This is a genomic window from Streptomyces sp. DSM 106670, from assembly GCF_055792845.1.
Genome location: NZ_CM147704.1, coordinates 4691345 through 4715358 on the forward strand (window position 1 = coordinate 4691345; position 24014 = coordinate 4715358).

26 protein-coding genes are annotated in these 24014 nt (G+C 70.5%); 8 read left to right on the forward strand and 18 right to left on the reverse strand.

The genetic code is table 11. The annotated features are described in order from the left end of the window. Positions 1 to 9 precede the first annotated feature (9 nt). A complete protein-coding gene (locus ACSMXR_RS20735) occupies positions 10 to 846 on the forward strand; it encodes a fumarylacetoacetate hydrolase family protein (RefSeq protein ID WP_473169631.1) in 837 nt (278 codons plus the stop codon). A gap of 158 nt (positions 847 to 1004) precedes the next feature. Here ACSMXR_RS20735 and ACSMXR_RS20740 read toward each other — a convergent pair whose 3' ends face one another. The 4 genes from ACSMXR_RS20740 to ACSMXR_RS20755 form a co-directional block, all read right to left on the reverse strand. Further along, a complete protein-coding gene (locus ACSMXR_RS20740; protein ID WP_381906981.1) occupies positions 1005 to 2432 on the reverse strand; it encodes a GH1 family beta-glucosidase in 1428 nt (475 codons plus the stop codon). A 51-nt stretch (positions 2433 to 2483) separates the two neighbouring features. Beyond that, positions 2484 to 3398 carry a carbohydrate ABC transporter permease gene (locus tag ACSMXR_RS20745; RefSeq protein ID WP_137235468.1) on the reverse strand — a complete coding sequence of 305 codons (915 nt, stop codon included), beginning with the start codon at positions 3396 to 3398 and terminating at the stop codon, positions 2484 to 2486. Beyond that, positions 3395 to 4375 carry a carbohydrate ABC transporter permease gene (locus tag ACSMXR_RS20750; protein WP_030077515.1) on the reverse strand — a complete coding sequence of 327 codons (981 nt, stop codon included), beginning with the start codon at positions 4373 to 4375 and terminating at the stop codon, positions 3395 to 3397. Before ACSMXR_RS20750 ends, ACSMXR_RS20745 begins: the two co-directional genes overlap by 4 nt. 225 nt (positions 4376 to 4600) lie before the next feature. Next, entirely contained in the window at positions 4601 to 5905 is a 1305-nt protein-coding gene (locus tag ACSMXR_RS20755) for an ABC transporter substrate-binding protein (RefSeq protein WP_030077517.1), read from the reverse strand. A 235-nt stretch (positions 5906 to 6140) separates the two neighbouring features. Here ACSMXR_RS20755 and ACSMXR_RS20760 point away from each other — a divergent pair, with 235 nt between their 5' ends. Continuing rightward, the gene (locus tag ACSMXR_RS20760; protein ID WP_376187011.1) at positions 6141 to 8981 is read left to right on the forward strand and encodes a glycosyl hydrolase; all 2841 of its coding nucleotides are present in this window, start codon (positions 6141 to 6143) and stop codon (positions 8979 to 8981) included. Between the two features lie 156 nt (positions 8982 to 9137). Here the strand turns inward: ACSMXR_RS20760 and ACSMXR_RS20765 are convergent, their stop codons facing one another. Continuing rightward, positions 9138 to 10181: a LacI family DNA-binding transcriptional regulator gene (locus tag ACSMXR_RS20765; RefSeq protein WP_137235470.1), complete on the reverse strand. Its 1044-nt coding sequence runs from the start codon at positions 10179 to 10181 to the stop codon at positions 9138 to 9140. Between the two features lie 304 nt (positions 10182 to 10485). Between ACSMXR_RS20765 and ACSMXR_RS20770 the strand changes: the two genes are divergently transcribed. The 3 genes from ACSMXR_RS20770 to ACSMXR_RS20780 all read left to right on the forward strand — a co-directional run bounded on the left by ACSMXR_RS20770 (position 10486) and on the right by ACSMXR_RS20780 (position 11775). Further along, the gene (locus tag ACSMXR_RS20770; protein ID WP_137235471.1) at positions 10486 to 10728 is read left to right on the forward strand and encodes a hypothetical protein; all 243 of its coding nucleotides are present in this window, start codon (positions 10486 to 10488) and stop codon (positions 10726 to 10728) included. Continuing rightward, positions 10718 to 10954, forward strand: a complete 237-nt coding sequence (locus ACSMXR_RS20775) for a hypothetical protein (protein WP_137235472.1) — start codon at positions 10718 to 10720, stop codon at positions 10952 to 10954. Before ACSMXR_RS20770 ends, ACSMXR_RS20775 begins: the two co-directional genes overlap by 11 nt. A gap of 218 nt (positions 10955 to 11172) precedes the next feature. Beyond that, a complete protein-coding gene (locus tag ACSMXR_RS20780) occupies positions 11173 to 11775 on the forward strand; it encodes a hypothetical protein (RefSeq protein WP_364885781.1) in 603 nt (200 codons plus the stop codon). 88 nt (positions 11776 to 11863) lie between these two features. Here ACSMXR_RS20780 and ACSMXR_RS20785 read toward each other — a convergent pair whose 3' ends face one another. Next, entirely contained in the window at positions 11864 to 12217 is a 354-nt protein-coding gene (locus ACSMXR_RS20785; RefSeq protein WP_137235474.1) for a PRC-barrel domain-containing protein, read from the reverse strand. Positions 12218 to 12418: 201 nt separating this feature from the next. Next, on the reverse strand, positions 12419 to 12589 hold the full coding sequence (locus ACSMXR_RS20790) for a DUF5670 family protein (protein ID WP_010071635.1): 171 nt from the start codon (positions 12587 to 12589) through the stop codon (positions 12419 to 12421). A gap of 198 nt (positions 12590 to 12787) precedes the next feature. Here ACSMXR_RS20790 and ACSMXR_RS20795 point away from each other — a divergent pair, with 198 nt between their 5' ends. Beyond that, positions 12788 to 13402 carry a Uma2 family endonuclease gene (locus ACSMXR_RS20795; protein WP_473169632.1) on the forward strand — a complete coding sequence of 205 codons (615 nt, stop codon included), beginning with the start codon at positions 12788 to 12790 and terminating at the stop codon, positions 13400 to 13402. On the opposite strand, the gene ACSMXR_RS20800 is transcribed toward ACSMXR_RS20795, so the two are convergent. The 10 genes from ACSMXR_RS20800 to ACSMXR_RS20845 all read right to left on the reverse strand — a co-directional run bounded on the left by ACSMXR_RS20800 (position 13399) and on the right by ACSMXR_RS20845 (position 22357). Next, positions 13399 to 14052 (reverse strand): NADPH-dependent F420 reductase, encoded by a 654-nt coding sequence (locus ACSMXR_RS20800; protein ID WP_473172417.1) that lies wholly within the window; start codon positions 14050 to 14052, stop codon positions 13399 to 13401. The two genes, ACSMXR_RS20795 and ACSMXR_RS20800, sit on opposite strands and share 4 nt — an antisense overlap. 92 nt (positions 14053 to 14144) lie before the next feature. After that, positions 14145 to 14786: a contact-dependent growth inhibition system immunity protein gene (locus ACSMXR_RS20805; RefSeq protein ID WP_473169633.1), complete on the reverse strand. Its 642-nt coding sequence runs from the start codon at positions 14784 to 14786 to the stop codon at positions 14145 to 14147. An 8-nt stretch (positions 14787 to 14794) separates the two neighbouring features. Next, the gene (locus ACSMXR_RS20810) at positions 14795 to 15094 is read right to left on the reverse strand and encodes an RNase A-like domain-containing protein (protein WP_164618383.1); all 300 of its coding nucleotides are present in this window, start codon (positions 15092 to 15094) and stop codon (positions 14795 to 14797) included. Positions 15095 to 15102: 8 nt separating this feature from the next. Continuing rightward, positions 15103 to 15849 (reverse strand): hypothetical protein, encoded by a 747-nt coding sequence (locus tag ACSMXR_RS20815; protein WP_473169634.1) that lies wholly within the window; start codon positions 15847 to 15849, stop codon positions 15103 to 15105. Continuing rightward, a complete protein-coding gene (locus tag ACSMXR_RS20820; RefSeq protein WP_473169635.1) occupies positions 15846 to 17627 on the reverse strand; it encodes an RNase A-like domain-containing protein in 1782 nt (593 codons plus the stop codon). The genes ACSMXR_RS20815 and ACSMXR_RS20820 overlap by 4 nt, the downstream gene beginning before the upstream one ends. Positions 17628 to 17812: 185 nt before the next feature. Continuing rightward, positions 17813 to 18112, reverse strand: a complete 300-nt coding sequence (locus tag ACSMXR_RS20825; protein WP_164618375.1) for a WXG100 family type VII secretion target — start codon at positions 18110 to 18112, stop codon at positions 17813 to 17815. Between the two features lie 51 nt (positions 18113 to 18163). Continuing rightward, positions 18164 to 18544 (reverse strand): WXG100 family type VII secretion target, encoded by a 381-nt coding sequence (locus ACSMXR_RS20830; protein ID WP_278191878.1) that lies wholly within the window; start codon positions 18542 to 18544, stop codon positions 18164 to 18166. 228 nt (positions 18545 to 18772) lie between these two features. Beyond that, positions 18773 to 20326 carry a PTS transporter subunit EIIC gene (locus ACSMXR_RS20835; RefSeq protein ID WP_473169636.1) on the reverse strand — a complete coding sequence of 518 codons (1554 nt, stop codon included), beginning with the start codon at positions 20324 to 20326 and terminating at the stop codon, positions 18773 to 18775. A gap of 44 nt (positions 20327 to 20370) precedes the next feature. Continuing rightward, positions 20371 to 21360, reverse strand: a complete 990-nt coding sequence (gene murQ / locus ACSMXR_RS20840; protein WP_137235344.1) for an N-acetylmuramic acid 6-phosphate etherase — start codon at positions 21358 to 21360, stop codon at positions 20371 to 20373. A 79-nt stretch (positions 21361 to 21439) separates the two neighbouring features. Further along, positions 21440 to 22357, reverse strand: a complete 918-nt coding sequence (locus ACSMXR_RS20845; protein WP_030077545.1) for a MurR/RpiR family transcriptional regulator — start codon at positions 22355 to 22357, stop codon at positions 21440 to 21442. 95 nt (positions 22358 to 22452) lie between these two features. Here ACSMXR_RS20845 and ACSMXR_RS20850 point away from each other — a divergent pair, with 95 nt between their 5' ends. Together ACSMXR_RS20850 and ACSMXR_RS20855 are read left to right on the forward strand one after the other, a co-directional pair. Next, positions 22453 to 22824 (forward strand): hypothetical protein, encoded by a 372-nt coding sequence (locus tag ACSMXR_RS20850; RefSeq protein ID WP_103510473.1) that lies wholly within the window; start codon positions 22453 to 22455, stop codon positions 22822 to 22824. After that, the gene (locus ACSMXR_RS20855) at positions 22821 to 23093 is read left to right on the forward strand and encodes a DUF4031 domain-containing protein (protein ID WP_137235342.1); all 273 of its coding nucleotides are present in this window, start codon (positions 22821 to 22823) and stop codon (positions 23091 to 23093) included. Before ACSMXR_RS20850 ends, ACSMXR_RS20855 begins: the two co-directional genes overlap by 4 nt. A gap of 129 nt (positions 23094 to 23222) precedes the next feature. Here the strand turns inward: ACSMXR_RS20855 and ACSMXR_RS20860 are convergent, their stop codons facing one another. After that, positions 23223 to 23876, reverse strand: coding sequence for an HAD family acid phosphatase (locus ACSMXR_RS20860; protein ID WP_364885788.1), 654 nt, complete (start codon positions 23874 to 23876; stop codon positions 23223 to 23225). Between the last annotated feature and the right edge of the window lie 138 nt (positions 23877 to 24014).

Sequence of the window (24014 nt, forward strand, 5' to 3'; positions counted from 1 at the left end):
AGCCCTCCGATGAGACTGAGCACCTTGCGCCTCAGCAGCACCCGCACCGCCGCCGCCCGCGTGGACCGCAACCGCCTCACCCTCCTGCCCTTCCCCGATGTCGGCGCGCTGCTCACCTGCGAGTCCTGGCAGGAGTACGCCGCCGCACCAGGAGAACCGCTCACACCCCCACACGCCCCGATCGAGTCCGGGCCGCTCACCACACGACTCGCCACCTTCACCCAGGTCGAGGTGAACTACGCCACGCGAGCCAAAGAACGGGACACCCCGCCACCGCCGGTACCCCGGCTGCTGACCATGCCCGTCACGGCTGTCCTGGGCGACCGCGACGTCCTCCGGTCAACTCCTGCACCGCAGATCGAGTGGGGCGTCGAACTCGGAGTCCTGATCGGTCAGTACACCTCGTGCGTCCCCAGGAGCAGAGCTCTGCGAAGCGTCGCCGGCTACACCGTCGTCAACACCTTTGCCGCGATCGGCCGGCCGGCGACCATCGCCATAGGCCCGCAACTCGTCACCGCCGACGAGCTGCCCCTCGGCGCCCGCGGACTCACCCTGACCGCAGCCCTCGACGGCCGCCTGAGGCAGAAGGCCAACACCTCCGACCTGCTCTTCGACGTGGCCACCCTCATCGAAGCCGTCAGCGCGCGCACCGTGCTCATGCCGGGCGATCTGATCACCACCGGAACCCCGGCGGCCATCAGCACCGACAGACTCCACGACGGCGGCAGCATCACCGTCGGGATCACCGGAATCGGCGAACTTCACAACACCGTGACCCATCGGCCTGCCCCCGCCATCGGCCATGTTCGGCCCGCGTCAGGCAGCGGAGAGGGACGGGAGGCATAAGGCATAAGGCATTGGGCGTCAGTAATCGGCGTCAGGAATCGAGCCGCAGGCATCACCCCGCCGTCGCGGTCCGGGTACGCAGAAAGGCCCCGGGGTGTACTGCACCCCGGGGCCCTGGACCACATCGCGAAGCTCAGCCCCTCAGGCGGCTCAGCCCCTCACCCCTCCAACAGCCCGCCCCGCGCGATCAGATCCGCGTACCACCGAGCGCTGTCCTTCGCCGTCCGCCGCTGCGACGCGAAGTCCACGTGCACGATGCCGAACCGCTTGCTGTAGCCGTACGCCCACTCGAAGTTGTCCAGCAGCGACCACAGGAAGTACCCGCGTACGTCCACCCCGTCCGCGATCGCCCGGTGCACGGCCGCCAGATGGGACTCCAGGTACGCCACCCGCTCCGGGTCGTGGACCTCGCCCTCCGGGTCGGCGTAGTCGTCGTACGCCGCGCCGTTTTCCGTCACCAGCACCGGCACGGACGGGAGTTCGTCGCGCAGGCGGGTCAGTAGTTCGTACAGGCCGTTCGCGTCCACCGGCCAGTCCATCGCCGTGCGCGGGCCCGCCGCCGGGGTGAACGCCACATGCTGTTCCGCGCCCGCCCACGGCGAGGGCGACTCCGACGTGCCCGCCGAAACGACGCTGGGGGAGTAGTAGTTGATGCCCAGCGAGTCGATCGGGGTCGACGTGACCTCCAGGTCGCCGTCCTTCACGAACGACCAGTCCGTCACCGCCGCCGTGTCCGCCACCAGGTCCTGCGGCAGCCGGCCGTGGAAGACCGGGTCCAGGAAGATCCGGTTCGCCACCGCGTCGATCCGGCGCACCGCGTCCCGGTCCGCCTCGGTGTCGGTCAGCGGGCGCAGGGCGTGGAGGTTCAGGGTGAGCGAGATCTCCGCCGACTCCGGGAGGCGGTCGCGCAGGACCCGCGCGCCCGCGCCGTGCGCCAGGTTCAGGTGGTGGGCGGCGCGCAGGGCCGCGAGGTCGCTGGTCCGGCCGGGGGCGTGGACCCCGTTCCCGTACCCGAGAAACGCCGCGCACCAGGGCTCGTTGAGCGTTGTCCAGGTCGGCACCCGGTCGCCCAGCGCCCCCGCCACCAGGCCCGCGTACTCCGCGAACCGGTGCGCCGTGTCCCGCTCCGGCCAGCCGCCCGCGTCCTCCAGCTCCTGCGGCAGGTCCCAGTGGTAGAGCGTCGCCACCGGTCTGATGCCGGCCGCCAGCAGCTCGTCGACCAGCCGGCGGTAGAAGTCGAGGCCGCGCTCCACCGCCGGGCCCCGGCCGGTCGGCTGGACCCGGGGCCAGGAGACCGAGAACCGGTAGTCCGTGACGCCGAGTTCCTTCATCAGGCGTACGTCGTCCGGCATCCGGTGCAGATGGTCGGCGGCGATGTCACCGGTGTCGCCGTTGCGCACCTTGCCGGGCGTCCGGCTGAAGGTGTCCCAGATCGACGGTGTACGGCCGTCCTCGGCGGCCCCGCCCTCGATCTGGTAGGCGGCGGTGGCCGTGCCCCACCGGAAACCGGTCGGGAAGCGGAGCACCGTACCGGCCTCGGGGCGGGCGCCTGTGGAGGTCGCCGGGCGGGCATCGACAGCGGTCATGAGACTGACACTCCAGGAAGTGAGGGGGCGAGCAGATGGGGGGAGCGCGGATCAGCCCTTGACCGCGCCCTGCATGATGCCGCCGACGATCTGCCGGCCCAGCAGGCCGAAGACCAGCAGCACGGGCAGCGTGCCGAGCAGCGTGCCGGCCATGATCACCGACTGGTCGTTGACGTAGCCGCCGCCGAGCTGACGCAGCGCGACCTGCACGGTCGGCTCCTGCGAGGACAGCGCGATGATCGGCCAGAAGAAGTCGTTCCACGCGGTCATGAACGTGAGCATCCCGAGCACCGCCATCCCCGGCCGCGCGATCGGGACCACGATCGACCAGAAGATGCGGGCCGTGGACGCGCCGTCCACCCGGGCCGCCTCGATCAGCTCGTCCGGCAACGACTGCACCAGGTACTGGCGCATGAAGAAGACGCCGAAGGCGGAGACCAGGCCCGGCAGGATGACCGCCTGGAGCTGGTTCACCCACTGGAGTTCGGCGATCAGCATGAAGAGCGGGATCACACCGAGCTGCGGCGGGATCATCATCGTCCCGATCGTCAGCGTCAGCAGGGCGTTGCGGCCCTTGAACTTCAGCTTGGCGAAGGCGAATCCGGCCAGCGTGCAGCACAGGACCGTGCCGATCGTGATCGAACCCGACACGATCAGCGAGTTCAGCAGCGCCTTGCCGATGTCCGCCTCTTCGAGGACCTGCTCGAAGTTCTTGATCAGGTTCGGTCCTGGCAGCAGGCTCGGCGGGACCTTCGCCATGTCCGCGTTGGACCGGCTGGCCGTGACGATCGTCCAGTAGAACGGGAACGCCGAGATGAGGAGGGCGAAGCCGAGGATCAGGTACGAGAGCCAGCCGCCCTTCATCGTGCGGCCCGCGCCTCCCTTGCCGATGCGCCGGCCCGACGGCGGGCTCTGCGGCGGATCGCCCTTCTCGGGCGCGGTCGGCGGTGCGGCGAGCGCGGTCATCGGCCGGCCTCCTTGCGTGCGCGGCGGCGCACGAGCAGGGCGTTGACCCCGACGAGCACCACGATCAGGACGAACATCACCCAGGCGATGGCCGCGGCCCGGCCCAGGTGGAAGAAGCCCCAGCCCTGCTCGTACATGTACAGGCCGAGGGTCTGGTACTGATGCGAGATACCGCCGGAGATCGACCCCTCGAACAGCAGCGGCTCACCGAAGAGCTGGGTCGCGCCGATCGTCGAGATGATGACGGTGAAGACGATCGTGGGGCGCAGACCGGGCAGCGTCACGTGGAGGAACTGCCGCCAGCGCGACGCCCCGTCCATCTCCGCCGCCTCGTACAGCTCGTGCGGGATGGACTGCATGCCCGCCAGGTAGATCAGCGCGTTGTACCCCGTCCACCGCCAGACGACGATCGACGACACCGCTATCTGCGAGGCGACCGTGCCGGTCTGCCAGTCCACCGGATCGAAGCCGACCAGCCCGATCACGTAGTTGATCAGCCCGAAGTCCTTGCCGAAGAGCTGCGCGAAGACGAGGGTCGCGGCGGCGACGGAGGTCGCGTACGGGAGCAGGATCGCGGTGCGGATGAAGGTCCGGCCGCGCAGCTTGTAGTTGAGCAGATGCGCGAGACCCAGCGCCATCGCCAGCTGCGGGACCGTGGACAGCACGCCGATGGTGAACGTGTTGCGCAGCGAGGTCCAGAAGTACTCGTCGGTGAACAGCGCCGTGTAGTTGGCGATGCCCCGCCACTCCATCTCGCCGCTCGTCTGGAGCTCGACCCGGTAGAGCGAGACGAACGCGGTGTAGAGGAGCGGGAAGAGGCCGAAGGCCAGGAAGAGCGTGAAGAACGGGGCGATGTAGGCGTACGGGGAGGCCTTGCGCCAGGTGCGCCGGAGCGCGGCGGCCCGGCCGTCGTCGGGGCCGGGCCCGGTTCCGGCGGGGCCGGGGGGGCCGGCCTTCGCGGTGGCGGTGAGGGACACGGTGCGGCCCTTCGGGATCGGGGGCGGTCTGTTACGGAGGTGCGGACGTACGGAGGTGCGGACGTACGGAGGTGCGGAGGTGCAGGAATACGGGGGTACGGGGGTGGGGCCGGGCCACCGTGGTGTGCACCGGTGGGCCGGCCCCAGGGACGGGCGGGGAGGGAGCTGGACCGTGCGGACCGGCGGGTCAGCCGGTCAGGGGAGCTGGACCGTGCGGACCGGGGGTCAGCCGATCACGTTGTCCACGCCCTTCTTCGCCGTCTCCCACGCCTTGTCCGCAGGCTTGCCCTTGCGCTCGACCTCGCTCAGCGCGTTCGTGATCTGCTGCATCACGTTCTGGTCGTGCACACCCAGCACCTGGACCGGGGACTCCTTGGCCGCGTCACCGAAGATCTGGCCGATCGGGGCGCCCGAGAAGTACTCGTCCTTGGCGTCCGAGATCGTCTCGATGGCGCCCGTCGAGGACGGGAAGTTGCCCTGCTTCTGGAAGACCTTCGCCTGCTGCTCGGGGGCGGTCAGCCACTCGATGAGCGCGTACGCCTCCTTCTTGTGCTTGGCCGCGCGCGGGATGGAGAGGTACGAGCCGCCCCAGTTGCCCGCGCCGCCGGGCAGCTTGGCGATGTCCCACTTGCCCTTGCCCGCGTCACCGGCCTGGCCCTTGACGTAGCCGAGCATCCAGGCCGGGCACGGGATCGTCGCGAACGAACCGGCCGCGAACGCCTGGTTCCACTGCGGCGACCACTGGTCGAGCTTGGCGCTCAGGCCCGCCTCGGCCGCCGCCACGGAGGTGTCCCAGGCCTCCTTGACCGCCGGGTTCTTCTCGTAGATCAGCTCGCCGGAGGCGTCGTAGTACCGCTCCTCCTCCTGGCCGATCATGATCCCGTAGAGCGAGCCGACGCTGTCCAGCCAGGCGCTCTTGGCGGGGGCCTTCTTCTTGTACTCCTTGCCCAGCTCCAGGTAGCCGTCCCAGGTGGCCCACTTCTTCGCGAGCTCCTCGCGGTCCGTGGGCAGCCCGGCCTGCTTGAAGAGGTCGGTGCGGTAGCACATCGCCTCCGGGCCGACGTCCGTGCCGAGTCCGAGGATCTTGCCGTCCTTGGTGGTCGCCGCCGACCACTTGGCCTCGGCGAACTCGTCCTTGAGCTTGTCGGCCCCGAATTCCTTCAGGTCCTGGAACTTGTCGGCCTGCTGCTGGGTGACCGACGCGATGCGGCCCACCTCCACGCCCTGCACGTCCGCGAGACCGCCGCCGCCCGCGAGACGGGTCTGGAGCGACTTCCAGTAGTCCGCCTCGTCCTGGGTGTCGCTCTGCTTGATCGTGATGTTCGGGTTGAGCTTCTGGTACTCCTCGTACAGCCCGGCCTCTTTGAAGCCGAACGACCCGAAGAGGTCGACGTTGAGCGTGACCTTTCCGCCCGCGCTGTCGGACGAGTCCGACGAGTCGCCGGATCCACAGGCGGCGAGGAGGGCCCCGGCGAGGACGACCGCGCCGAGGCGGACAGTGGCTCGCTTGGCGGCTCGGGCGATGGGCATGGGAAGCCTCCCTTGGCTTCGGGATGAACCGAGCGCCTTGAGAGCGCTCTCAAAACCTGCGTCTGGAGCGTCCCCCACCACCCCCGCCCCGTCAAGACTCGAACGCATAACAGCTTGGGGTTACACCGGACTACCGCCCAACTGCCGTCGTTGTGCGTTCTCTTGACACTTACGTTTCAGGAGTTTTACGTTCCTTGACACTTGAGAGCGCTCTCGAACGCGCTCTTCGCCCCCCATGATCGAGGTGCTGCTCGTGCTGACCTCCCTCTCCGGACTCGTTTCCCGAGTCACCCCCAGACCCGCAGCGGCGGCGCTCCTCGCCGTCGCCGTGGCCGCCGTGGGCCTGGGCCCCGCCGCATCGCCCGCTGCCGCCGCCACCATCCCCGCCGGCGCCGGCAGCTACACCGACAGCCGTCCCGCCGGTACCTCGGGCCCGACCACGAACACCGGCGCGCCCGTCACCCCCAAGCTCACCACCGCCGCCCGGGACCAGCCGGTCCCGACCAACGACTGGTGGTCCTCGCTCGCCTTCCAGCGCTACGGCGACAACCCGTACAGCACCCCCATGTACGGCCACCCCCTGACCTACCAGGCGACCTCCGGCGGACTGGAGGTCGGCTACCCGACCACGCCCGCGATCGTCGGCGACGGCCGCCAGTACGAGTACGCCCACAAGGCCGACCTCACCGTCGGGCTCTCCGGCCTGAACTCACCCGACACCAAGGCCGACGCCTGGTCCGACTGGACGGTCACGCCGTACTGGGCCGACGGCACCCGCACCTTCCGGGCCACCATCGGCCACGGCATGCCCTTCGTGTACGCCAAGGGCTCCGGCGGCGACGCCCGTGTCACGACCGCCTCCGCGCCCACGGTCTTCTCCGACGACGGCAACGTCCTCGGCATCACCGTCGCCGGGCACCACTACGCGCTCTTCGCCCCGACCGGCAGCGACTGGAACGTCTCCGGTTCCACGATCACCGCGGGCCTCGGCTCCAAGGACTACTTCTCGCTCGCCGTCCTGCCCTCCACGGACGCGCTGGCGACCTACCGCAAGTACGCCTTCAGCTTCGTCACCGGCTCCCAGGTGGCCTGGCAGACCACCGGCGGCGACGTGCGGGCGACCTACAGCCTGACCACCGAGGCGAAGGAGGGCACCGAGCGCGGCACGCTCCAGGCCCTGTACCGCCACCAGTGGCTGCACACCACCGACGCGCTGACCCCGTACACGTACGTCTCGCCGCGCGGCACGATGAAGGTGCGCGAGTCCGCCACCTTCACCACCAGCCAGAAGAACAACGGCGTCGTGCCCGCGCTGCCCGCCTCCAGCGGCGTCGACAAGGCCCGGCTGACCGGCTACATCAACGAGGTCGCCAACGCCTCGGACCCGTTCTCCGGCGCCTCGGACACCTACTGGACCGGCAAGGCGCTCGGCCGTCTCGCCCAGCTGGTGCCCGTCGCCGACCAGATCGGCGAGACCGCCGCCCGCGACAAGCTCCTCGGCCTGATGAAGGGCCGGCTCCAGGAGTGGTTCACGGCGGGCGGAGCCAGCGAGTTCAGCTACGACAAGGACTGGAAGACCCTCACCGGCTACCCGGCCTCGTACGGCAGCGACACCGAGCTCAACGACCACCACTTCCACTACAGCTACTACGTGTACGCGGCGGCGATCATCGCCCAGTACGACCAGGCCTGGGCGGCCGACTCGGCCTGGGGCACGATGATCAAGCACCTGATCCGCGACACCGCCAACCCCAGCCGCACCGACTCCGCCTACCCCTTCCTGCGCGGCTTCGACGTGTACGCCGGCCACAGCTGGGCCTCCGGCCACCAGGGCTTCGCGGCGGGCAACAACCAGGAGTCGTCGTCGGAGTCCATCAACCTCAGCGCCGGGCTCGTCCTCTGGGGCGCGGCCACCGGTGACAACGCGCTGCGGGACCTCGGCAGTTACCTGCTGACGACGGAGTCCGAGGCCATCACCCAGTACTGGTTCGACGCGGACGAGCAGGTCTTCCCCGCCTCCTTCGGCCACGACACGGTCGGCATGGTCTGGGGCAGCGGCGGCGCGTACTCCACCTGGTGGACGGCGAACCCGGAGGAGATCCACGGCATCAACGTCCTCCCGGTGACCGGCGGTTCACTCCACCTCGCCCGCGAGAAGGCGGCCATCAAGCGCAACATCGCCGAGATGGAGCGCGAGAACGGCGGACCCGCCCAGGAGTGGCGCGACCTGCTCTGGGAGTTCGAGTCGCTGGCCGACCCGGCCGCCGCCAAGGCCAAGTGGGACGGTGTGAACGGGAATTACGAGCCGGAGCAGGGTGAGTCCAAGGCGCACACCTACCACTGGATCAACACCCTCGCCTCCGTCGGCGCCCCCGACATGACGGTCAGCGGCGACATCCCGACCTCCGCCGTCTTCTCCAAGGACGGCACCCGCACCTACACCGCGCACAACCACGGCTCGACCGCCCGTACGGTGACCTTCTCCGACGGCAAGACCCTTTCCGTACCGGCCCGTTCGACGGCCACGAGCACGGGGCCCGGCGGCAGCAACCCCGACCCGGAGGAGCCGGGAGAGCCGGAGGAGCCCGGCCCGTCCACCGGCAACACCTTTCGCCTCAAGACCGGCGGCGTCCTCACCACCGCCACCACGGACCCGGCGGGCACGGACACGATCGCCTCGGCCGACGGCGTCAACCGGGACGGCACCCCGTACCGGCCGACCGTCTACGAGGTGAAGCAGGTCAACGGCAAGGTCTCCGCCGGGGCCGCCACCGCGTTCCGCCTCCGGGTGGACGCGGGCACGGCGGTCGGGCTCGCCCCGCAGGTCCGGGTCAGCTACGACCTCACCGGCGACGGCACGTTCGACCGGGCCGAGACCTTCCGCTACTTCGCGACCGACCCGGTCACGGGCTGGGAGGAGTACACCCAGGCGGCGGGCGTCCAGGCGGCCACCGGCAGCCTGGGCGAGCTGAAGAACGGCACGGTCCGGCTGGAGATCTGGAACGCGCTCGGCAACGGCACGTCCCGGGTGCAGACCGGGACGGACGCGGCGGTGCTGCGGATTCCGTACCAGTGACCGCTGCCGGTCGACGACCGGCACTGGTGACGTAAGCGCGGCGGGTCTCCGGTTCCTCAGGCGGAGGCCCGCCGTACGTATGCGCGGGGCCGGGGGTGGCCCTGTCTCAGGCGGAGGCCCGCCGTACGTGTGCGCGGGTCCGGGGGCGGTTCTGCTTCAGGCGGAGGCCCGCCGTACCAGCGTGACCGGGGTGATCACCGACTCCGGGACCTCGCCGCTGCCCGTACGGTCCCGGTCCAGCGCGCGCAGCAGCAGCCGGGCCATCAGCCGCCCCTGCTCCTCGATCTCCTGGCCGATGGTGGTCAGCGGCGGGTCGGTCTCCGAGGCCACCGAGTCCATGTCGTCGAACCCGACCAGTGCCACCTGGTCCGGCACGGCGATCCCGCGCTCGCGCAGGACCCGCAACGCACCCGACGCCATCAGGTCGTTGGCGACGAACACCGCGTCCAGATCGGGCCGCCTCTCCAGCAGCTCCGCCATCGCCCGCGCCCCGCTCTCCACGGTGAAGGCCCCGGCGGCGACGAGCGTCGGGTCGACGTCCAGCAGCACGTCCCGGTAGCCGTCCAGCCGGTCCATCGCCGAGGTCTGGTCGGAGGGCCCGCCGATGTGCGCGATGTGCCGCCGCCCGAGGTCCTTCAGATACTGCACGGCCAGCCGCGCCCCGCCCCGGTTGTCCGCGTCGACGTACGGCACGGCCTGGTCGCCCGGGTCGGCGGTCCAGCTGGGCCGACCGCCGTACACCGCCGGGATCCCGGCCCGCCGGGTGATCGCGGGCACCGGGTCGTCGGTGTGCAGCGAGAACGCGAGCGCCCCGTCCACATGCCCGCCGGACAGATACCGCGCGATCCGGTCGAAGTCGCCGGGGCCCTCCACGAGCAGCAGGACGAGCTGGGTGTCGTGGGCGGTGAGCTCCTTGCTGATGCCGCGGATCTGCTGGGAGAAGAACGGGTCCGAGAAGAACCGGGTCTCCGGCTCGGCGATGACGACGGCCACCGCGCCGGTCCGCCGTGTGACGAGGGTCCGCGCCGCGTGGTTCGGTATGTAGCCCAGCTCCTCGACCGCCTTGAGCACCTTGTCCACGAGCGGCTTGCGGACTCCGTCGCCCCCGTTGACGACCCGCGAGGCGGTGGCCCGGGACACCCCGGCACGTGCCGCGACGGCTTCCAGGGTGGGCCGGGACCCGGGGGACTGCTCGGGCAAGGCGGTCGCTCCTCGTCGACGGGGGCGGCGATACGCGGGCTGGTGCGCGGGGACGCGCGTGGGTGCGCGCGTGGTGCGTCGTGCGTGTGGCGTGTGCTCGGTGTCGCCGCCGGATCGGCTACAGCCTAGCGCCGGGCGCCGACAGGGCTGAGAGCGCTTCCATCAGGAGCCGGCGGAGGCGGTGGCCGTTCCGGGGCCGCACGGGGCGAGGTCGGGGTTGCCGGAACTGCGCCTCTTACGGGCCAACTGCGCGTTGAACACGCTGGGTATGCATGGCCATCACTCAGAGTGGAAGGTGTGCGGCATGGAAGCGATGGAGCGGCGCAGGGCGGCGGCGGACCGTGTGCGGACGGCGGAGGACGCCGTGGAGCGGTTGCGGGAAGGCCTCGCGGAGCACGGGGTGAAGCTGCCGTCCCTGCGGATCGATCCGGTCTCGTGCGCGGGCGACGAACCGGCGCCCCTGGTCGACCTGGGCCGCTGCAACATCGACACCGCGTTGCGGCTGTGCGAGGTGCTGGCGGAGAAGGAGAGCGGTCATGACGGGTGAGGGATGTGAGCCGGGTACGCCCGAGGCGGGCGCGTTCGCGGTGGACGGGCGGGACGGGCGGGTCGGCCGGGTGACGGGCCGGTCCGGGCCGAACGTGCGGCTGCGGCCGCCCGGCGGCGGGCCGGAGTGGGAGTGCCCGGCGGAGGCGGTGCGGCCGGCGTCCCCAGGGGTGGTGCTGCGGGCCCGGGTGACGGAGATCAACCGGGAGGGGCAGCTGCCGCGTTGAGGCGGGGCGGGGTGCGGGCGGCCGGGGTCGACCGGGGGCACGGGCGGCCGGGGTGGCCGGGGCCACGGGCGGCCGAGGTGGCTGGGCGCCACGGGCGGCTGGGGCATTACGGGCGGCCGGGGCGTCGCGGGGCGGCCGGGGTGCCGCGGGCGGTCGGGGTGGCCGACTGCCACCCGCTCGCCGGGCGGGGTGCGATCGGCACTCGTTACGCTGCTCCGATGACCGGTGACGAGGGAACGCGGGCGGCGCGCCGTCTGGCGGAGCTGGGTGTGTGCGAGCTGGGGCCGGGGCTGAGCGAGGCGGAGTTCGGACGGATCGAGGCGGAGTACGGCATCGTCTTCGCCGACGACCACCGGGGCTTCCTGGCGGCCGGGCTGCCGGTGGGCCGGGCGGGGCGGCCGGAGGAGGGCGAGTCCCCGCGGAACCCGTGGCCCGACTGGCGCGACGGCGACCCGGCCCTGCTCCGGGAGCGGCTGGAGCGGCCGGTGGAGGGGCTGCTGTTCTCGGTGGAGCACGGCTGGTGGCTTCCCGGCCGGTGGGGGGCGCGCCCGGCGGACCCGGTGGAGGCCGTCGCGGCGGCGCGGGCCGCGCTCGCCTCCGTACCGAAGCTGATCCCGGTCTACGGGCACCGGTACCTGCCGTCTAAGGAGCCGTGCGGCAGCCCCGTGCTCTCGATGCAGGGGGCCGACATCATCCACTACGGGCGGGACCTGGCGGACTGGGTGGAGCGGGAGTTCGTGGGGTGGGAGGCGGGCGCGGCGGAGGGGCCGTCCCCGGCGGACGGGAGCGGCCCGGCGTTCTGGTCGGACCTGGTCTTCTGAGGAGCGCCGGGGAACGTACGGGACGGCGGGGCCGACCCCTCCTCGGGGCCGGGCCCGCCGCCGTTCGGGGGCGTACGCCGGGTCGCCGTCACATGATGCGGAACGCCAGGTAGTACGCGGACAGTTGCTCGTGGTAGCCCGGGTCCTCGGCCTGCCGGTGGCGGTCGAACTCCGGGGAGTCCTTGACCTGTTCCTTGGTGAGGTCGACGTAGACCTTCCGCTCCTCGGGGTCGATGCGCTTCACCGTGCCCGCGGGCAGCAGGACGTCCTTGCCGAAGATCCAGACCCCGGTGTCGACGAGCAGATAGGCCGAACCCACCTCGTCGGAGTGCTTGTCGACCTTTCCGATACCGCCGTCGGTCGCCTCGACCGAATAACCGGTCAGATCGGCGCCCGCGGTATGACCGCTCGACGGCTGGTATCCCCACAGGGAGTCGCTCATTGTGGCTCCTTTCGCAAAGGTCGCCTGGATTGTTCTCGCGGCGGTTCGTCGATACTTCTATTGATATTCCGCTGAACGTCGTGTGCCCGGGGAACGACGGCCTACACCTGGCCCGTTGTGCCGGGACGGAAAACGGGGGCGGGACCGGGCGCTCGCCCGGTCCCGCCCCCGTTTTCACTGGTCAGGGTTTTATCTGAGCTACTACCAGCGGTACCACCGACCCCGTCGGCCACCGCTCGCGGCGGGACGGACGAAGAACCCTATGAGCCAGAGCACCAGCACGATCACGGCTATCCACCAGAGAGCCTTGACCGCGAAACCGGCACCGAAGAGAACCAGGGCGAGCAGAAGAACGAGTAGCAGGGGAACCATGATTATCAACCTCCAGGAATTCAGGTTCCCGCTTTTATTTCGTCTACACGCGAAGGGTGCGGAATCATTGATGACCGGCGGCAACCGCGCGGTTTCCTGTGCGCGGCCACTCGTTCGTGGGACGCTGGACGGAACGGCGGACAGCCGTGCAACCCCGATCTAGCCTTTTCGGCAAGGCCACGGAAGAAGGGACCCGCGATGACCGCAGCGTTCGTCGAGAACGGCCAGGCATCGGATGGGCGCGCGTGGGACTACCTCCTGCAGACATGGCGTGAACTGGACGTGCCCGAGGGGTGGCGCGCCGAGATCGACGAGGGGCAGATCGTCTTGGTGCCACCGCCGCACGCGCATCACAACGGCATCGCCGAGACGGTGCAGCGACGTCTCTACAGGGGCTTGCCCGAAGGGCTGGGGATCTACCAGACCCTCGGCATCCACGTGGCGCCGCTCGGCAAGCTGTACGTCCCCGATCTGGTCGTCATGCCGACCGAGTTGATCGCGGCGGCCGACCCGGAGACCAGCGACCCGATGGACGCCTCCGAGGCCCTGCTCGTCGTCGAGATCACGTCCAGAGGGAATGCCCGGGAGGACCGCACCAAGAAGTACCGCGCGTATGCCCGGGCCGACGTCCCGATGTACCTGCTGATCGACCGGTTCGACACGCGGGGGCCGATGGTCACGCTGTTCACGGAACCGAACGAGGACGGCACGTACAAGCACACGGACGCGGTGCCGTTCGGCAAGCCGCTGGTCGTGCCGTCCCCGTTCGACGTACAGCTTCCGACGGACGAGTTCCCGGGGCCCGCCGTCTAGCGTGTGTCCGCCGACGGGCGGGTGACCACCTTGATGTTGAAGGTGTGGGAGCCCACCCCGCCCGCGATGCCCATGAAGAGGAACGCGAAGTGCTCCTGGCCGCGCGCCGTGGTGATGCCTCCGATGTCGAGCTGGGAGGACTCCGGCCAGCCGAGGTCGGTGAGCAGCCGGCCGGTGATGCGCTTGGCCTCGGCGTCGTCGCCGGAGAGGAAGACCGTGCCCGGCTCGGTGAGTTCGCCCGGGGCGGTCATGGTGGTCGAGTCCATCGTGCAGAGCGTCTTGACGACGGGCGTCAGGGGGAAGGCCTCCTGGATCAGTTCGCCCAGGCTGCTGTTGGGGTGGGTGAGGGCGCTGAAGTCGTCGGAGAGGCCGACCCCGACGTCGATCAGCAGGGTGCCCGCCAGGGCCGGGGCCCCGATGGAGCGCAGCAGCCCCACGGAGACGCCGCCCGGGGTGGCGTTGACCAGGACCTCCGCATGCGCGGCCGTCTCGTCGAGGCCCGCGACGGGGAGGCCGAGGTCGGTGCGTTCCTTGGGGCGACGTGATCCGAGGAGGACGTCATGCCCTGCGGCGCGCCAGCCGTGGGCCAGGGCGCGGGCGACATTTCCGGTGCCGAGCAGTCCTATACGCATGGGGGCGACGCTAGCCAGCGGGGCCGCCGGGGCGGATCGGCCGATGGGCCCGTGCGCGGCAGGACCTATGGCGTAGTCCGCTGGGCGGGTGCGGGTGCGGGTGCGCGGGGTCAGTGGTGGTCGGCTGCGCGGGCGAGCTCGACCAGCCACCCGACGATGCTGAGCGGCGCCGGAGGTTCGACCTCCAGGCCGAGTTCGGCCAGTCCGACGGCGTAGTCCGGCTCCTCGACGGGCAACGCGAGCAGATCATGAAGCTCTCCGGCGAGCTGGGCCACCAGTCCCGGATCCGTGCTGTCCAGGTAGTCCTGGAGCGCGGCCGCGTGGTCCTCGAACTCGTCCGGCATGTCCTGCGAGTACCAGCCGCCGAGCAACTGCGCGAGCTCCGGAAAGCGGGCCCGCCACTCCCAGTGGGTCTGCGGAGGCGCGGGCGGCGGTGCCTGGCCGGTCTCGACGCTCTCCTTGAGGCGGTCCGCGAGCATCAGGAGCCAGTCCTGGATCCGCTCGTCCGGCAGCCCCACGTCCGGCACCGGATAGAACTCGCCGAGGCGGAGCCGCAGTCGGCCCGGAGGGTTCCGGGCGTACTCACGGAGCTGGAGTTCGGCGGTGGCGATGGACCACGGGCGGGTGCGCCAGGTGTGGCGCAGATAGCCGGTGATCGCTTCTTCGTCGTCCGCGGTCCGGCCCAGGTAGGCGCGGACCACCTGATCCAGTTCGCCGTACTTGCGGTCGTGTTCGAGTGGCTTGAGGGACACGGATGCCTCTAGAGATAGATCGGTGCGGTGGAGTGGACGACGAATCCGTGCGGACGCGTGGGCTCGCGCCTGAGGACGACTCGTGCGGCGCGCACTTCGACGGCTGGACGTCCGGCCAGCATCATCGCCTGGAGCAGCACGCGGCCGACCGGCTCGGGACGGGAAGGCCAGGCCGCCTCGATGGTGAGGCGTTGCCGGGTGGACTGGGCCAGCCAATGGTGGATGGTCTGCTCGTTGGCGGTGACCACCTGCTGTGTGGCCCACTGGGCTGCTTCGCGGTCGGTGTACGTCGCGCTGCGGGTTCGCACGGTGTGCGTCACTTCCCTTTCGGCCACACGGGCGGATGGGCGGAGGCGAGGTGGTCGATGATCGACCGTGCGAGGAGAGGGAAGAATTCCGTGAAGTCGGCGTTGCCCGATCCTCCGCTGAAAATCTCGGAGAAAAACCGGTCCATCGCGTCCTCGTCATTCTGGAACAGTGCCAGCGCCTCGTAGCTCTCAGCGGCCAGTCCGGGAAGGTTCCACATGCACAGAGGATGCGTCTCCTCGATGATCAGGGCGATGCTCTCCTCGATGCTCGCGGACTGCATGTCGTCGGAGATCGCCACTCCGTCCTGCCCGAAGTAAATAGGCAGGAACTGGCTGAATCGCGGAAATCTGAGCGAGATCTCCCGAGCTGTCCAACCCCGGCGCTCGTACTTTTCCTCGGTCGGAAGAGAACGCCAGTCCAGAATGTACGAGGAGATCTCGCGATATATTTTGGGTGTTCGGTCGGACGGTGCGGCGGCGGGGATATCCCTGAGCGCCGGAGACCCGGGGTCCGCGGCGAAGGTCTCCGCGGCGGTGAGCAGTTGGGAGGCGATCTCGTAGAAGGTCCTTCCGCCGCCGCGCTGCGCGTACGAGAGGGCGCGGAGGGTCGGCCCGAGGCGTCTTTGCCACTCGTCGGCGTCCGTCGGGATGCCGGTGGAGGAGAAGGGTGCCAGGAGGATGCGCGCGCCTTCCAGCTTGAATCGGTCCACCATCTCCTGTCGCTGTACGCCGCGCCTGTCGTCGCTTCGGGTCATTCCCCTTCGCCCTCCTTCTTCACAGGGGCCGGCATGGAGGTCAGGACAGTGAAAGGTGGATCAAGGTCGGGATTGTACACCAGGCGTGTTTCGACGCCTTTCACATTGGTGGCCTTGTCCGACGGGAATGGCGAGTTCTTCATCTCCTGCTTTTCGATGCTCCGGCCGCTGTACTCATCCGGATCGGCGGTATGCGGTACTCTAATATCGAGGCGTTTTCCGGAATCCGGCTGATCGTCGATCCAATCTTTGATGGTTTCCTGGTTCGCGTCGATGGTGTACTGCGTCATCCGTTGCGCCGAGTCGATGTCCTTGAAAGCGGATGCTCTGGCGACCATGGGCTGTCCGTGTTCCCACTCGGTTCCCGGGCGCGGCCCCTTCTTCAGATCATCTCGCAGGCGCTGGGCGAGCTGATCGTCCGTGAGGCCGACGTGCTTGTTGACGGTGTGCGAGTTCTCCAGCCACTCCGTCGACGCCAGATCGATCTCGTAGATGCCGAGTTCCGCGTTGCCCGGTCGCGACCAGCGGTGCCGCGGCTTGAACTCGTCGAGGGCCCGGGCGCCGAACGCCCGGGCGCGTGCTTCCTCCGCCGCGAACCTCGGAGCGCTCATGAGCGCCTCCGTCAGCTCGGCTTCGAGACCTCTCACGGTCTTGGCGGCCTCGTGGAACGCGGCATGGCAGGTCTCCACGGCGGCGTCCGCGCCCGCCTTGTCCATGTGGCTGGCGAAGGTGGCGGTGATCTCGCCGAAGGCCATGGTGGCCCCGAGCCTGGTCAGTTCGCCGAAGTCGATGTCCACCGTCAGGTCCTTGACGGTCGCCTTGGCGGCCTCCGCCGCGAGCCGTGAGGTGGTTTCGCGGCATTTGTCCGCCGCATCCGCGGCGTCGTGGAGGGCCCGATGCAGCGTTTCGCCGGTTCGGGCGAGCACCTCGATGACGGGCCGCCGGTCGGCGGGCGAAACGGACGGGTTGGTCCGCCACTCGCGTGCGTCCGCCGCACCCCGGGCGGCCGGCTTCGCATCCGAGATCCGACGGCTCCCGCCCCAGGCCGTCGTGCCCCAGATCGACTGGCAGAAGGAGTTCATCGCCGCCTGCCACTCGTTGTTGCTGCCGTCGGTGAGATAGCCGATGCACGAGGTGAAGTTGGTGGCGGACTCCTTGGCCGCCTTGGCAGCGGCGAGCCAGGCGTTGCCTATGCCGCGCAGCTCGCCCGTGTTGGCGCCGGGAGTGATCTCCACGGTCTTGCCGAGGCGGAGCACATGTTCGACGGCCTCGTCGATCTGCTCGGCCAGCCAGTCCGGGCCGTTTCCGGCCCACGCGAGGATCGGTCCGGAGTTGTCGCCGGTGCCGGTCCACTTGATCGAGGACACCGACTTGTACGTGGTCTTGCCGACGCTGGTCGGAGGGCTCCGGCGCGGCGGTTCCTCTCCGCGGTGCTGACGATTGGCTGCCCGCGAGGCCCAGTCCGCCTGCTGGTAGTTGTTGGCCGTCACCGTCAGGCCGACGATGACGCCCTCGATGCTCATGATGCCTCTGGCCCACAGCTTGAGGAAGCTGTCGGCGACGTCCTCGTAGGCCGCGGCGAGGGCGTCGGCGCCGTGCCCGCGCCCCGCCGCCTGCGTCTGGCTCCAGCCGCCGACCGCGTCGACCAACTGGTTCGCGGACTTGTGGAACTCGAACTGCTCGTTGCTGACGAGTCCCGAGGCGTAGTAGACGTGTCCCGGCGAGACGTCGAAGCCGCCGCCGGCGTCCGGCGGAGCCGGCGGCTTGAGCTCCTCCACGTTCCTCTTGCGCTCACGCTCCGCCGAACCGGTGTCATGACGCGAGATGTCGACGCCGTTGGGGTCCTCGAGCGATCCCGGTGACGGTTCGGGCGTCGGCTGAGAGCCTCCGGAAGGACTCTTCGGTTCACCGCTGTCGGCCGGGGGCGTGGCCGAAGGAGAAGGGCCCGGGGCCGGCTCTCCCATCAGGCCGCGCCCCATCCGCGCAGCACGGCCTGGTGGGCCGCCGCGTAATTGGTGTGGCCGGTGGTGACGACGTCGTGCAGCCACGCCTGTGCGGCTTGGAGGTCCTGCATCTGACGATCCCACTTGTCGAGCTCGTCCACGAACGTGTCCCGTGCCTCGCCCTCCCAGGTGAGGACGACCTTCTCCGTCCTGCCGTAGAGCGTTTCGAGCTTTTCGTTGAGCTGTTTGAGGATGTCTTCGAGTTCTCCGGCCAGATCCCGCAGAGTGGAAAAGGAGACACCTATGTGGTCGTCGGTCACGCGAGGGTTTCCTTCGGTGCGTGTGAGAGCGCGAGAGGTTCGGCGCGAGAGTCAGAGGTCGTTGATCCTGCTGTGCGGCTGGGGCCCCTCGGAGAGGTGTCGTGCCTCCGCCGCCACGTCCACGTTGGACCGGACCGACCGCATGGCCTGGAGCACATCGAGCTCCTGCTCCGTGAAACCGTCCCGGCCCATGCGCATGGCCGCCTCAAGGACCTTGAGGATCTCCCGGATGCGCACCGCGTCCTCGGCGGCTCCTCGGTGGAGTGCGCGATAACCCTTGGCCGCCTCGCCGCGCCAGCCGGACTCGATACGGTCCACGACGGCGTCCATCCGTCGCACCTGGGTGTCCAGATGACGCTGCATCTCGTCCAAGTCGCCTGCGAGCCGCGTGAGATCGGCGGCCGACACGGCGAGGTTCGGTGGCTGGGTCACCGTTGCATCCTTCCCCCGTGAACACTCCACGCACCTTAACAACGCGGCCGCACCGTCGATCGGCGACCACCTGGGCCTTGAGGACTTCTTGACGTCAGGAGACTCCGGCTCACTCCGCGGCAGCCGGCCCCCGGCACGTACGACGACGGCTCCGGCCGCCGCACGTGCGGCGGCCGGAGCCGTGGTGGAAGGACCGCGCGCAGACGTTCGCCGGTCGTTCTCCGGCAGTCAGACTCCGGCCGGCGCCTTGGACGGGGAGGAGCCGGGGCCGTCCGGGGTGTCCGGTGCGCCGGAGGGCGTCGTGGGGTGGGGCTGCGGGCCGCCCGTGGCGGCGACCGTGGACGGGGTCGGTTCCTGGGAGACGTTGAACTCGGTCAGCAGGTCCTTGCCGAAGCCGAAGAAGTACGTGGCGAGGAAGCCGGCGACGTAGCCCACCAGCAGGCCGCCCCCGTAGATCGCGATCGTCGAGCCCAGGCCGTGGTTGCCGTCCAGGAGCGGGAACAGGGCCCAGCCGGACGGGCCGATGGCCGTCGAGCCGACCGTGTCGCCGAGCTGGTTGAACAGGCCGACGAAGCCGCCGCCGAACGCGCCGCCGACGCACGCCGTGATGAACGGGCGGCCCAGCGGCAGCGAGACGCCGTAGATCAGCGGTTCGCCGACGCCCAGCAGGCCCGCCGGGAGCGCCGACCTGATGGTGCGGCGGATCGACTCGTTGCGGGGGAGGCGGAAGTAGACCGCCATCGCCGCGCCGACCTGGCCCGCCCCGGCCATCGCCAGGATCGGGAGCAGGACCGTGTAGCCCTGCTGCTCGATGAGCGTCGTGTGGATCGGGATCAGCGCCTGGTGCAGGCCCAGCATGACGAGGGGGAGGAAGAGGCCGCCGAGTACGAAGCCCGCGCCCGCGCCGCCGTTGGAGAGCAGCCAGTCGGCGAACGTACCGATCGCGGAGGAGATCTCCCCGGCCACGTACATCAGGCCGAAGATCGTCACCAGGCCGGAGATCAGCACCGTCAGGGTCGGGGTGACCAGGACGTCCAGCGCCTCCGGCACCCACCGGCGGCACCACTTCTCCACGTACACGGCGAGGACCGCGGCGCCCAGGGCGCCCAGTACACCGCCCTGGCCGGGCGAGAGGGTCTGGCCGAAGGCGTCGATGTTCGCGACGCCCGGGAAGACGATGATCGCCGCCACCGCGCCGCCCAGGATCGGCGTGCCGCCGAACTCCTTCGCCGTGTTGTAGCCCACGAACACCGCGATCAGCGCCATGAAGCCGGACGCCATCGCCGCCAGCGCGGGCGTCACGGCGGGCAGCCACTGAAGGTTCACCAGCAGACCGTTGAGGCCCGCGATGATCCCGCAGCCGATCAGCGCCGGGATCAGCGGCACGAAGATGTTGGCGATCTTCCGCAGGAACAGCTTGAAGGGGGTCGCGTTCTTCGCCTTCTGCTGGGCCTTGATCGCCGCGCCCTGCGCCGCCAGCTCGTCGGCGGAGACGGCGACCGGTGCGGGCGCCGCCTCGCGCTCCTCCTCGACCAGCTGCTCGAACTCCGGGGTGACCCGGGCGACCGTGCCCGGACCCAGCACGATCTGGTACGTGTCGTCCTCGACGACGCCCATCACGGCGGGCAGGGCCTTCAGCGCCTCGTCGTCGACGAGGGACCTGTCGTGCAGCCCGAGACGGAGCCGGGTCATGCAGTGGGCGATGGAGGCGACGTTCGCGGCACCGCCGACGAGCGGCAGGATCGCGGCGGCGGTGGCGCGGTTCTTGTCTTCTGTGGCCATGGTGCTCGGTGCCTTGCTGTGCGGGGGGTGGGGTACCCGGTGGGTCAGGTGGTGCGTACGGCCGCGAGGGCGGCGCGCAGGTGGCCGTCCGCCTCGGTGAGGCGGGTGGCGGCGGTGGGGCCGTCGACCTGGCCGAGGATGACCAGGATCGCGTTCTTGACCTCGCCGCCGGTGGCGGTGAGGGCGGCCTCGATCTCGGCGTCGGACGCGCCGGTGGCCAGGGAGACGATGTGCCGGGAGCGGGCGCGCAGCTTCTCGTTGGAAGCGCGTACGTCGACCATGAGATTCCCGTACGTCTTGCCGAGCCGGATCATCGTGATCGTCGAGATCATGTTGAGGACCAGCTTCTGCGCCGTGCCCGCCTTCAGCCGGGTCGAGCCGGTGAGCAGCTCGGGTCCGGTGACGATCTCCAGCCCGTGTTCGGCCGCCGCGGCGAGCGCGGAGTCCGCGTTGCAGGAGAGCCCGATGGTCAGGGCGCCCTGCGCGCGGGCGTGCTCGACCGCGCCGATCGCGTACGGCGTGCGGCCGGAGGCGGAGATGCCGACCACCGTGTCGTCCGCCGTCAGCTTCAGCGCGTCCAGGTCGGCCGCGGCCAGTTCCTTGCTGTCCTCGGCCCCTTCCACCGCCTTCACCATCGCGGACGGGCCGCCCGCGATCAGGCCGATGACCTCGGACGGGTCGGTGTTGAAGGTGGGCGGGCACTCGCTGGCGTCCAGCACCCCGAGCCGCCCCGCCGTGCCCGCGCCCGCGTAGATCAGCCGGCCGCCGCGGGCCATGCGCGCGGCGGTGGCGTCGATGGCGGCGGCGATCTGCGGCAGCCGCTCGGCGACGGCGGCCGGGACGGTGGCGTCCTCGCCGTTCATGATCCGGGCGATCTCCTGCGTGGCCAGCCGGTCGATCTCGGCCAGCTCCGGGCGGAACGCCTCGGTGGTGAGGGTGGCCAGCTGGGCGCGGAGCTCGCCGTACGTGCCGGAGGACCCGGGGGTGTCGGTGGCGCCGGGGGTGTCGGTGTTCGCGTCGGTGGTGGAGGTCATGAGGTGCGGCTCAGCTTTCTCGGTCTTCTCGCTGTGTTTCGGTCTCGTACGCGTACGGGGGTGGGGCGGCCGGGGACGGTCAGCGGGTGCGCGGGGTGTGGCGGTGGGCGAGGGCCTCGTAGGAGGCGGCCAGGGCGGGCGCGGCGGTCTCGTACGTCCGCTGCGCGACGCCTATGAACAGGCAGTCCACGACGAGCAGCTGGCTGGTGCGGCTCGACATCGCGGCGGGGCGCAGCTCGCTCTCGCGCGCGGTGGACGTGGTCAGCACATGGTCCGCGTACTGCGATACGGGCCCGTCGGGCCGCCCGGTGATCGCGATGGTGGTCGCCCCGCGGTCGAAGGCGACCCGCAGCGGCTCGATGACGTCGCCGGTGGAGCCGGAGTGCGTGATCGCGATGGCCACGTCACCGCTGCGCAGCTGCACGGCGTTGGTCACCGCGAGGTGCGGGTCCATGTGGGCGTGGGCGATCAGGCCGATCCGGAGCAGCTTCTGCGCCAGGTCCTGGCCGACGAGGGAGGACGCCCCGACGCCGTAGATGTCGATGCGGCGGGCGGTCGACGCGGCGGCGACGGCGGCCCCCAGCTGTACGGTGTCGAGCCCGGCGGCGGTGTCGGCGAGGGTCTGCTGCTCGTCGTAGGCCAGCTTGGCGACCACGTCGGCGATCGGGTCGTCGACCGCGATGTCGGCGGTGACGGCGGGGGCCCGGCCGGACTCCTGGTGCGCGGCGAGGCCGGCCAGCGCGAGGCGCAGATCCCGGTAGCCCGGGTAGCCGAGGAGGCGCGCGGTGCGCACGACGGTGGCTTCACTGGTGCCGGTGAGCTCGGCGAGACCGGTGACGGTGAGGGCGGCGCAGCCGGCCGGGTCGCCCGCCACCGCTTCGGCGACCAGCTGCATCGAGCGGGTCATGGAGGGGGCGAGGGTCCGGACCTTGGCGGCGAGGGCCGCGGGGGCCGGCGGGGAATCGCCGCTGAAAATTTCCTTCACGTCACTGGTCACATCTGAAAGATATTTTCAACCTCGTGGTCCGTCAACCCCCCTTTGGTCCCTACCTCTGGCGGCGGCTCCGGTGGCTCCTCGCGCACAATGGGGGCATGGAGTTGAACCCCCTGGAGCAGTCCCTGCACACCGCCCGCGCGCTCGTCATGGCCGATCTGGCGGCGGGCGACGTCGCCGAGGCGGACGTCGTCTCGCTGGTCGAGGACGCGGTGACCCACCGGCGGTGGTGGGTGGAGCAGTGGCCCGAGGGGGCGGAGTTCGTCGCCGGGCTGGTCGCCCAGGACGTCCAGGACGCGCTGCTGGAGCGGTACGGGCGGTGGCCGCTGTGCCCCGCGTGCTCGCCGGAGGAGGAGCCGCACGCCCTGGACGTCGAGCCGGAGCTGGGGCCCGACCCGCACTGGGTCTGCACCAAGGCGGCCGTCGCGGTGGCGCCGGTGGGGGCGCTCGGCGAGGTGCTGCGGCGGTGACGGTCTATATCGACCCGCCCACCTGGCCCGGACACGGCCGCCTCTGGTCGCACCTGGTCAGCGACGAGTCGTTCGAGGAACTGCACGCCTTCGCCGCCGCGATCGGCTGCCCGCCGCGCGCCTTCGAACGCGATCACTACGACGTGCCGGCGGCGCACTACGCGGACGCCGTACGGGCCGGGGCGCGGGAGGTCGGCTCGAAGGAGCTGGTCCGGCGGCTCACGGCGGCGGGCCTCCGGCGGCCGAAGGGGCGGCCGGCGCCGGGGTAGCCCACCCCGGCGGCCCGCCGCCCCGCCTGCTCAAAGGGCCCGCCGCCCGGCCTGCTGGAAGGCTCGCTGTCGGCTCGCTCGACAGCCCCCGCCGTCCGGCCGCTCCGGCCGTTCCGTCGGCAGGGTCCGCTAGGAGAGCTTGCCGTCGTAGTCCGGGAGCTTGAAGCCGCGTTCGGCGTGGCCGCCGACGATGTCGGTGGTGTTGTTCCCGATGTTGGCGATGATCTTGTAGCCCTTCGCCTCGATCGCGGCCCGCTGCTCGGTTTTGTAGGCGCTGACCTCCTCGAAGAGGTCGGGCAGGCTGCGCACGTACAGCCCGTCGACCGGGTAGCCGGCCTTCTTCAGGTTCCAGTCCGTGAGGGAGTGGATGATGCCCGGCCGGGCGGTGACGAAGAAGACGGCCACACCGCGCGCGTCGGCGTACCGGGCCAGCTCGCGGACGTCCGCGACGGCCGGGGTGGGCAGCTCCCAGAACGGGTGGAAGTGCGTCTCCAGCGCGGTGTTGTCGATGTCGAGGACGATCGCCTGCTTCTCGCTCCCGGCGCTCTCCGACCGGGCCTCGATCCAGGGGCGCGCCTCGGCGACGACCGCCGCGACGTCGCTGCGCCAGGTGCCGTAGTCGACATCCGCCGCGAGGGCGGAAGCGGCGGGGGCGGTCGCGGGAGCGGTACGGGCCGGGGCCTGCGTCTCCGTCGCGCCGGCCGTGGTGACGGGGACCGCGACGAGGGCGAGCGTCGCGGCCAGTGCCGCGGCGGTGCGCTGGATGGTGGCGCCTGCATGCATGGGGACTCCTGGGTGGGGAACCTGCCAATGGCCCGTACGCCGTGACCCGGCGACGGGTTGTCATGCTCGCGCTCAATAATGAAGGGCGGGTGGATATCTCACTACTGGTCGGTAGCGTCTTTTTCGGCTGCTGTTCGG

Coding starts and splice junctions, on each gene's coding strand:
- ACSMXR_RS20740 (WP_381906981.1), bottom strand. CDS start 2,432: ATGACCGCTGTCGATGCCCGCCCGGCGACCTCCACAGGCGCCCGCCCC.
- ACSMXR_RS20850 (WP_103510473.1), top strand. CDS start 22,453: ATGGAGTTGAACCCCCTGGAGCAGTCCCTGCACACCGCCCGCGCGCTC.
- ACSMXR_RS20770 (WP_137235471.1), top strand. CDS start 10,486: ATGGAAGCGATGGAGCGGCGCAGGGCGGCGGCGGACCGTGTGCGGACG.
- ACSMXR_RS20785 (WP_137235474.1), bottom strand. CDS start 12,217: ATGAGCGACTCCCTGTGGGGATACCAGCCGTCGAGCGGTCATACCGCG.
- ACSMXR_RS20860 (WP_364885788.1), bottom strand. CDS start 23,876: ATGCATGCAGGCGCCACCATCCAGCGCACCGCCGCGGCACTGGCCGCG.
- ACSMXR_RS20745 (WP_137235468.1), bottom strand. CDS start 3,398: ATGACCGCGCTCGCCGCACCGCCGACCGCGCCCGAGAAGGGCGATCCG.
- ACSMXR_RS20795 (WP_473169632.1), top strand. CDS start 12,788: ATGACCGCAGCGTTCGTCGAGAACGGCCAGGCATCGGATGGGCGCGCG.
- ACSMXR_RS20760 (WP_376187011.1), top strand. CDS start 6,141: ATGATCGAGGTGCTGCTCGTGCTGACCTCCCTCTCCGGACTCGTTTCC.
- ACSMXR_RS20755 (WP_030077517.1), bottom strand. CDS start 5,905: ATGCCCATCGCCCGAGCCGCCAAGCGAGCCACTGTCCGCCTCGGCGCG.
- murQ (WP_137235344.1), bottom strand. CDS start 21,360: ATGACCTCCACCACCGACGCGAACACCGACACCCCCGGCGCCACCGAC.
- ACSMXR_RS20815 (WP_473169634.1), bottom strand. CDS start 15,849: ATGACCCGAAGCGACGACAGGCGCGGCGTACAGCGACAGGAGATGGTG.
- ACSMXR_RS20735 (WP_473169631.1), top strand. CDS start 10: ATGAGACTGAGCACCTTGCGCCTCAGCAGCACCCGCACCGCCGCCGCC.
- ACSMXR_RS20780 (WP_364885781.1), top strand. CDS start 11,173: ATGACCGGTGACGAGGGAACGCGGGCGGCGCGCCGTCTGGCGGAGCTG.
- ACSMXR_RS20835 (WP_473169636.1), bottom strand. CDS start 20,326: ATGGCCACAGAAGACAAGAACCGCGCCACCGCCGCCGCGATCCTGCCG.
- ACSMXR_RS20775 (WP_137235472.1), top strand. CDS start 10,718: ATGACGGGTGAGGGATGTGAGCCGGGTACGCCCGAGGCGGGCGCGTTC.
- ACSMXR_RS20790 (WP_010071635.1), bottom strand. CDS start 12,589: ATGGTTCCCCTGCTACTCGTTCTTCTGCTCGCCCTGGTTCTCTTCGGT.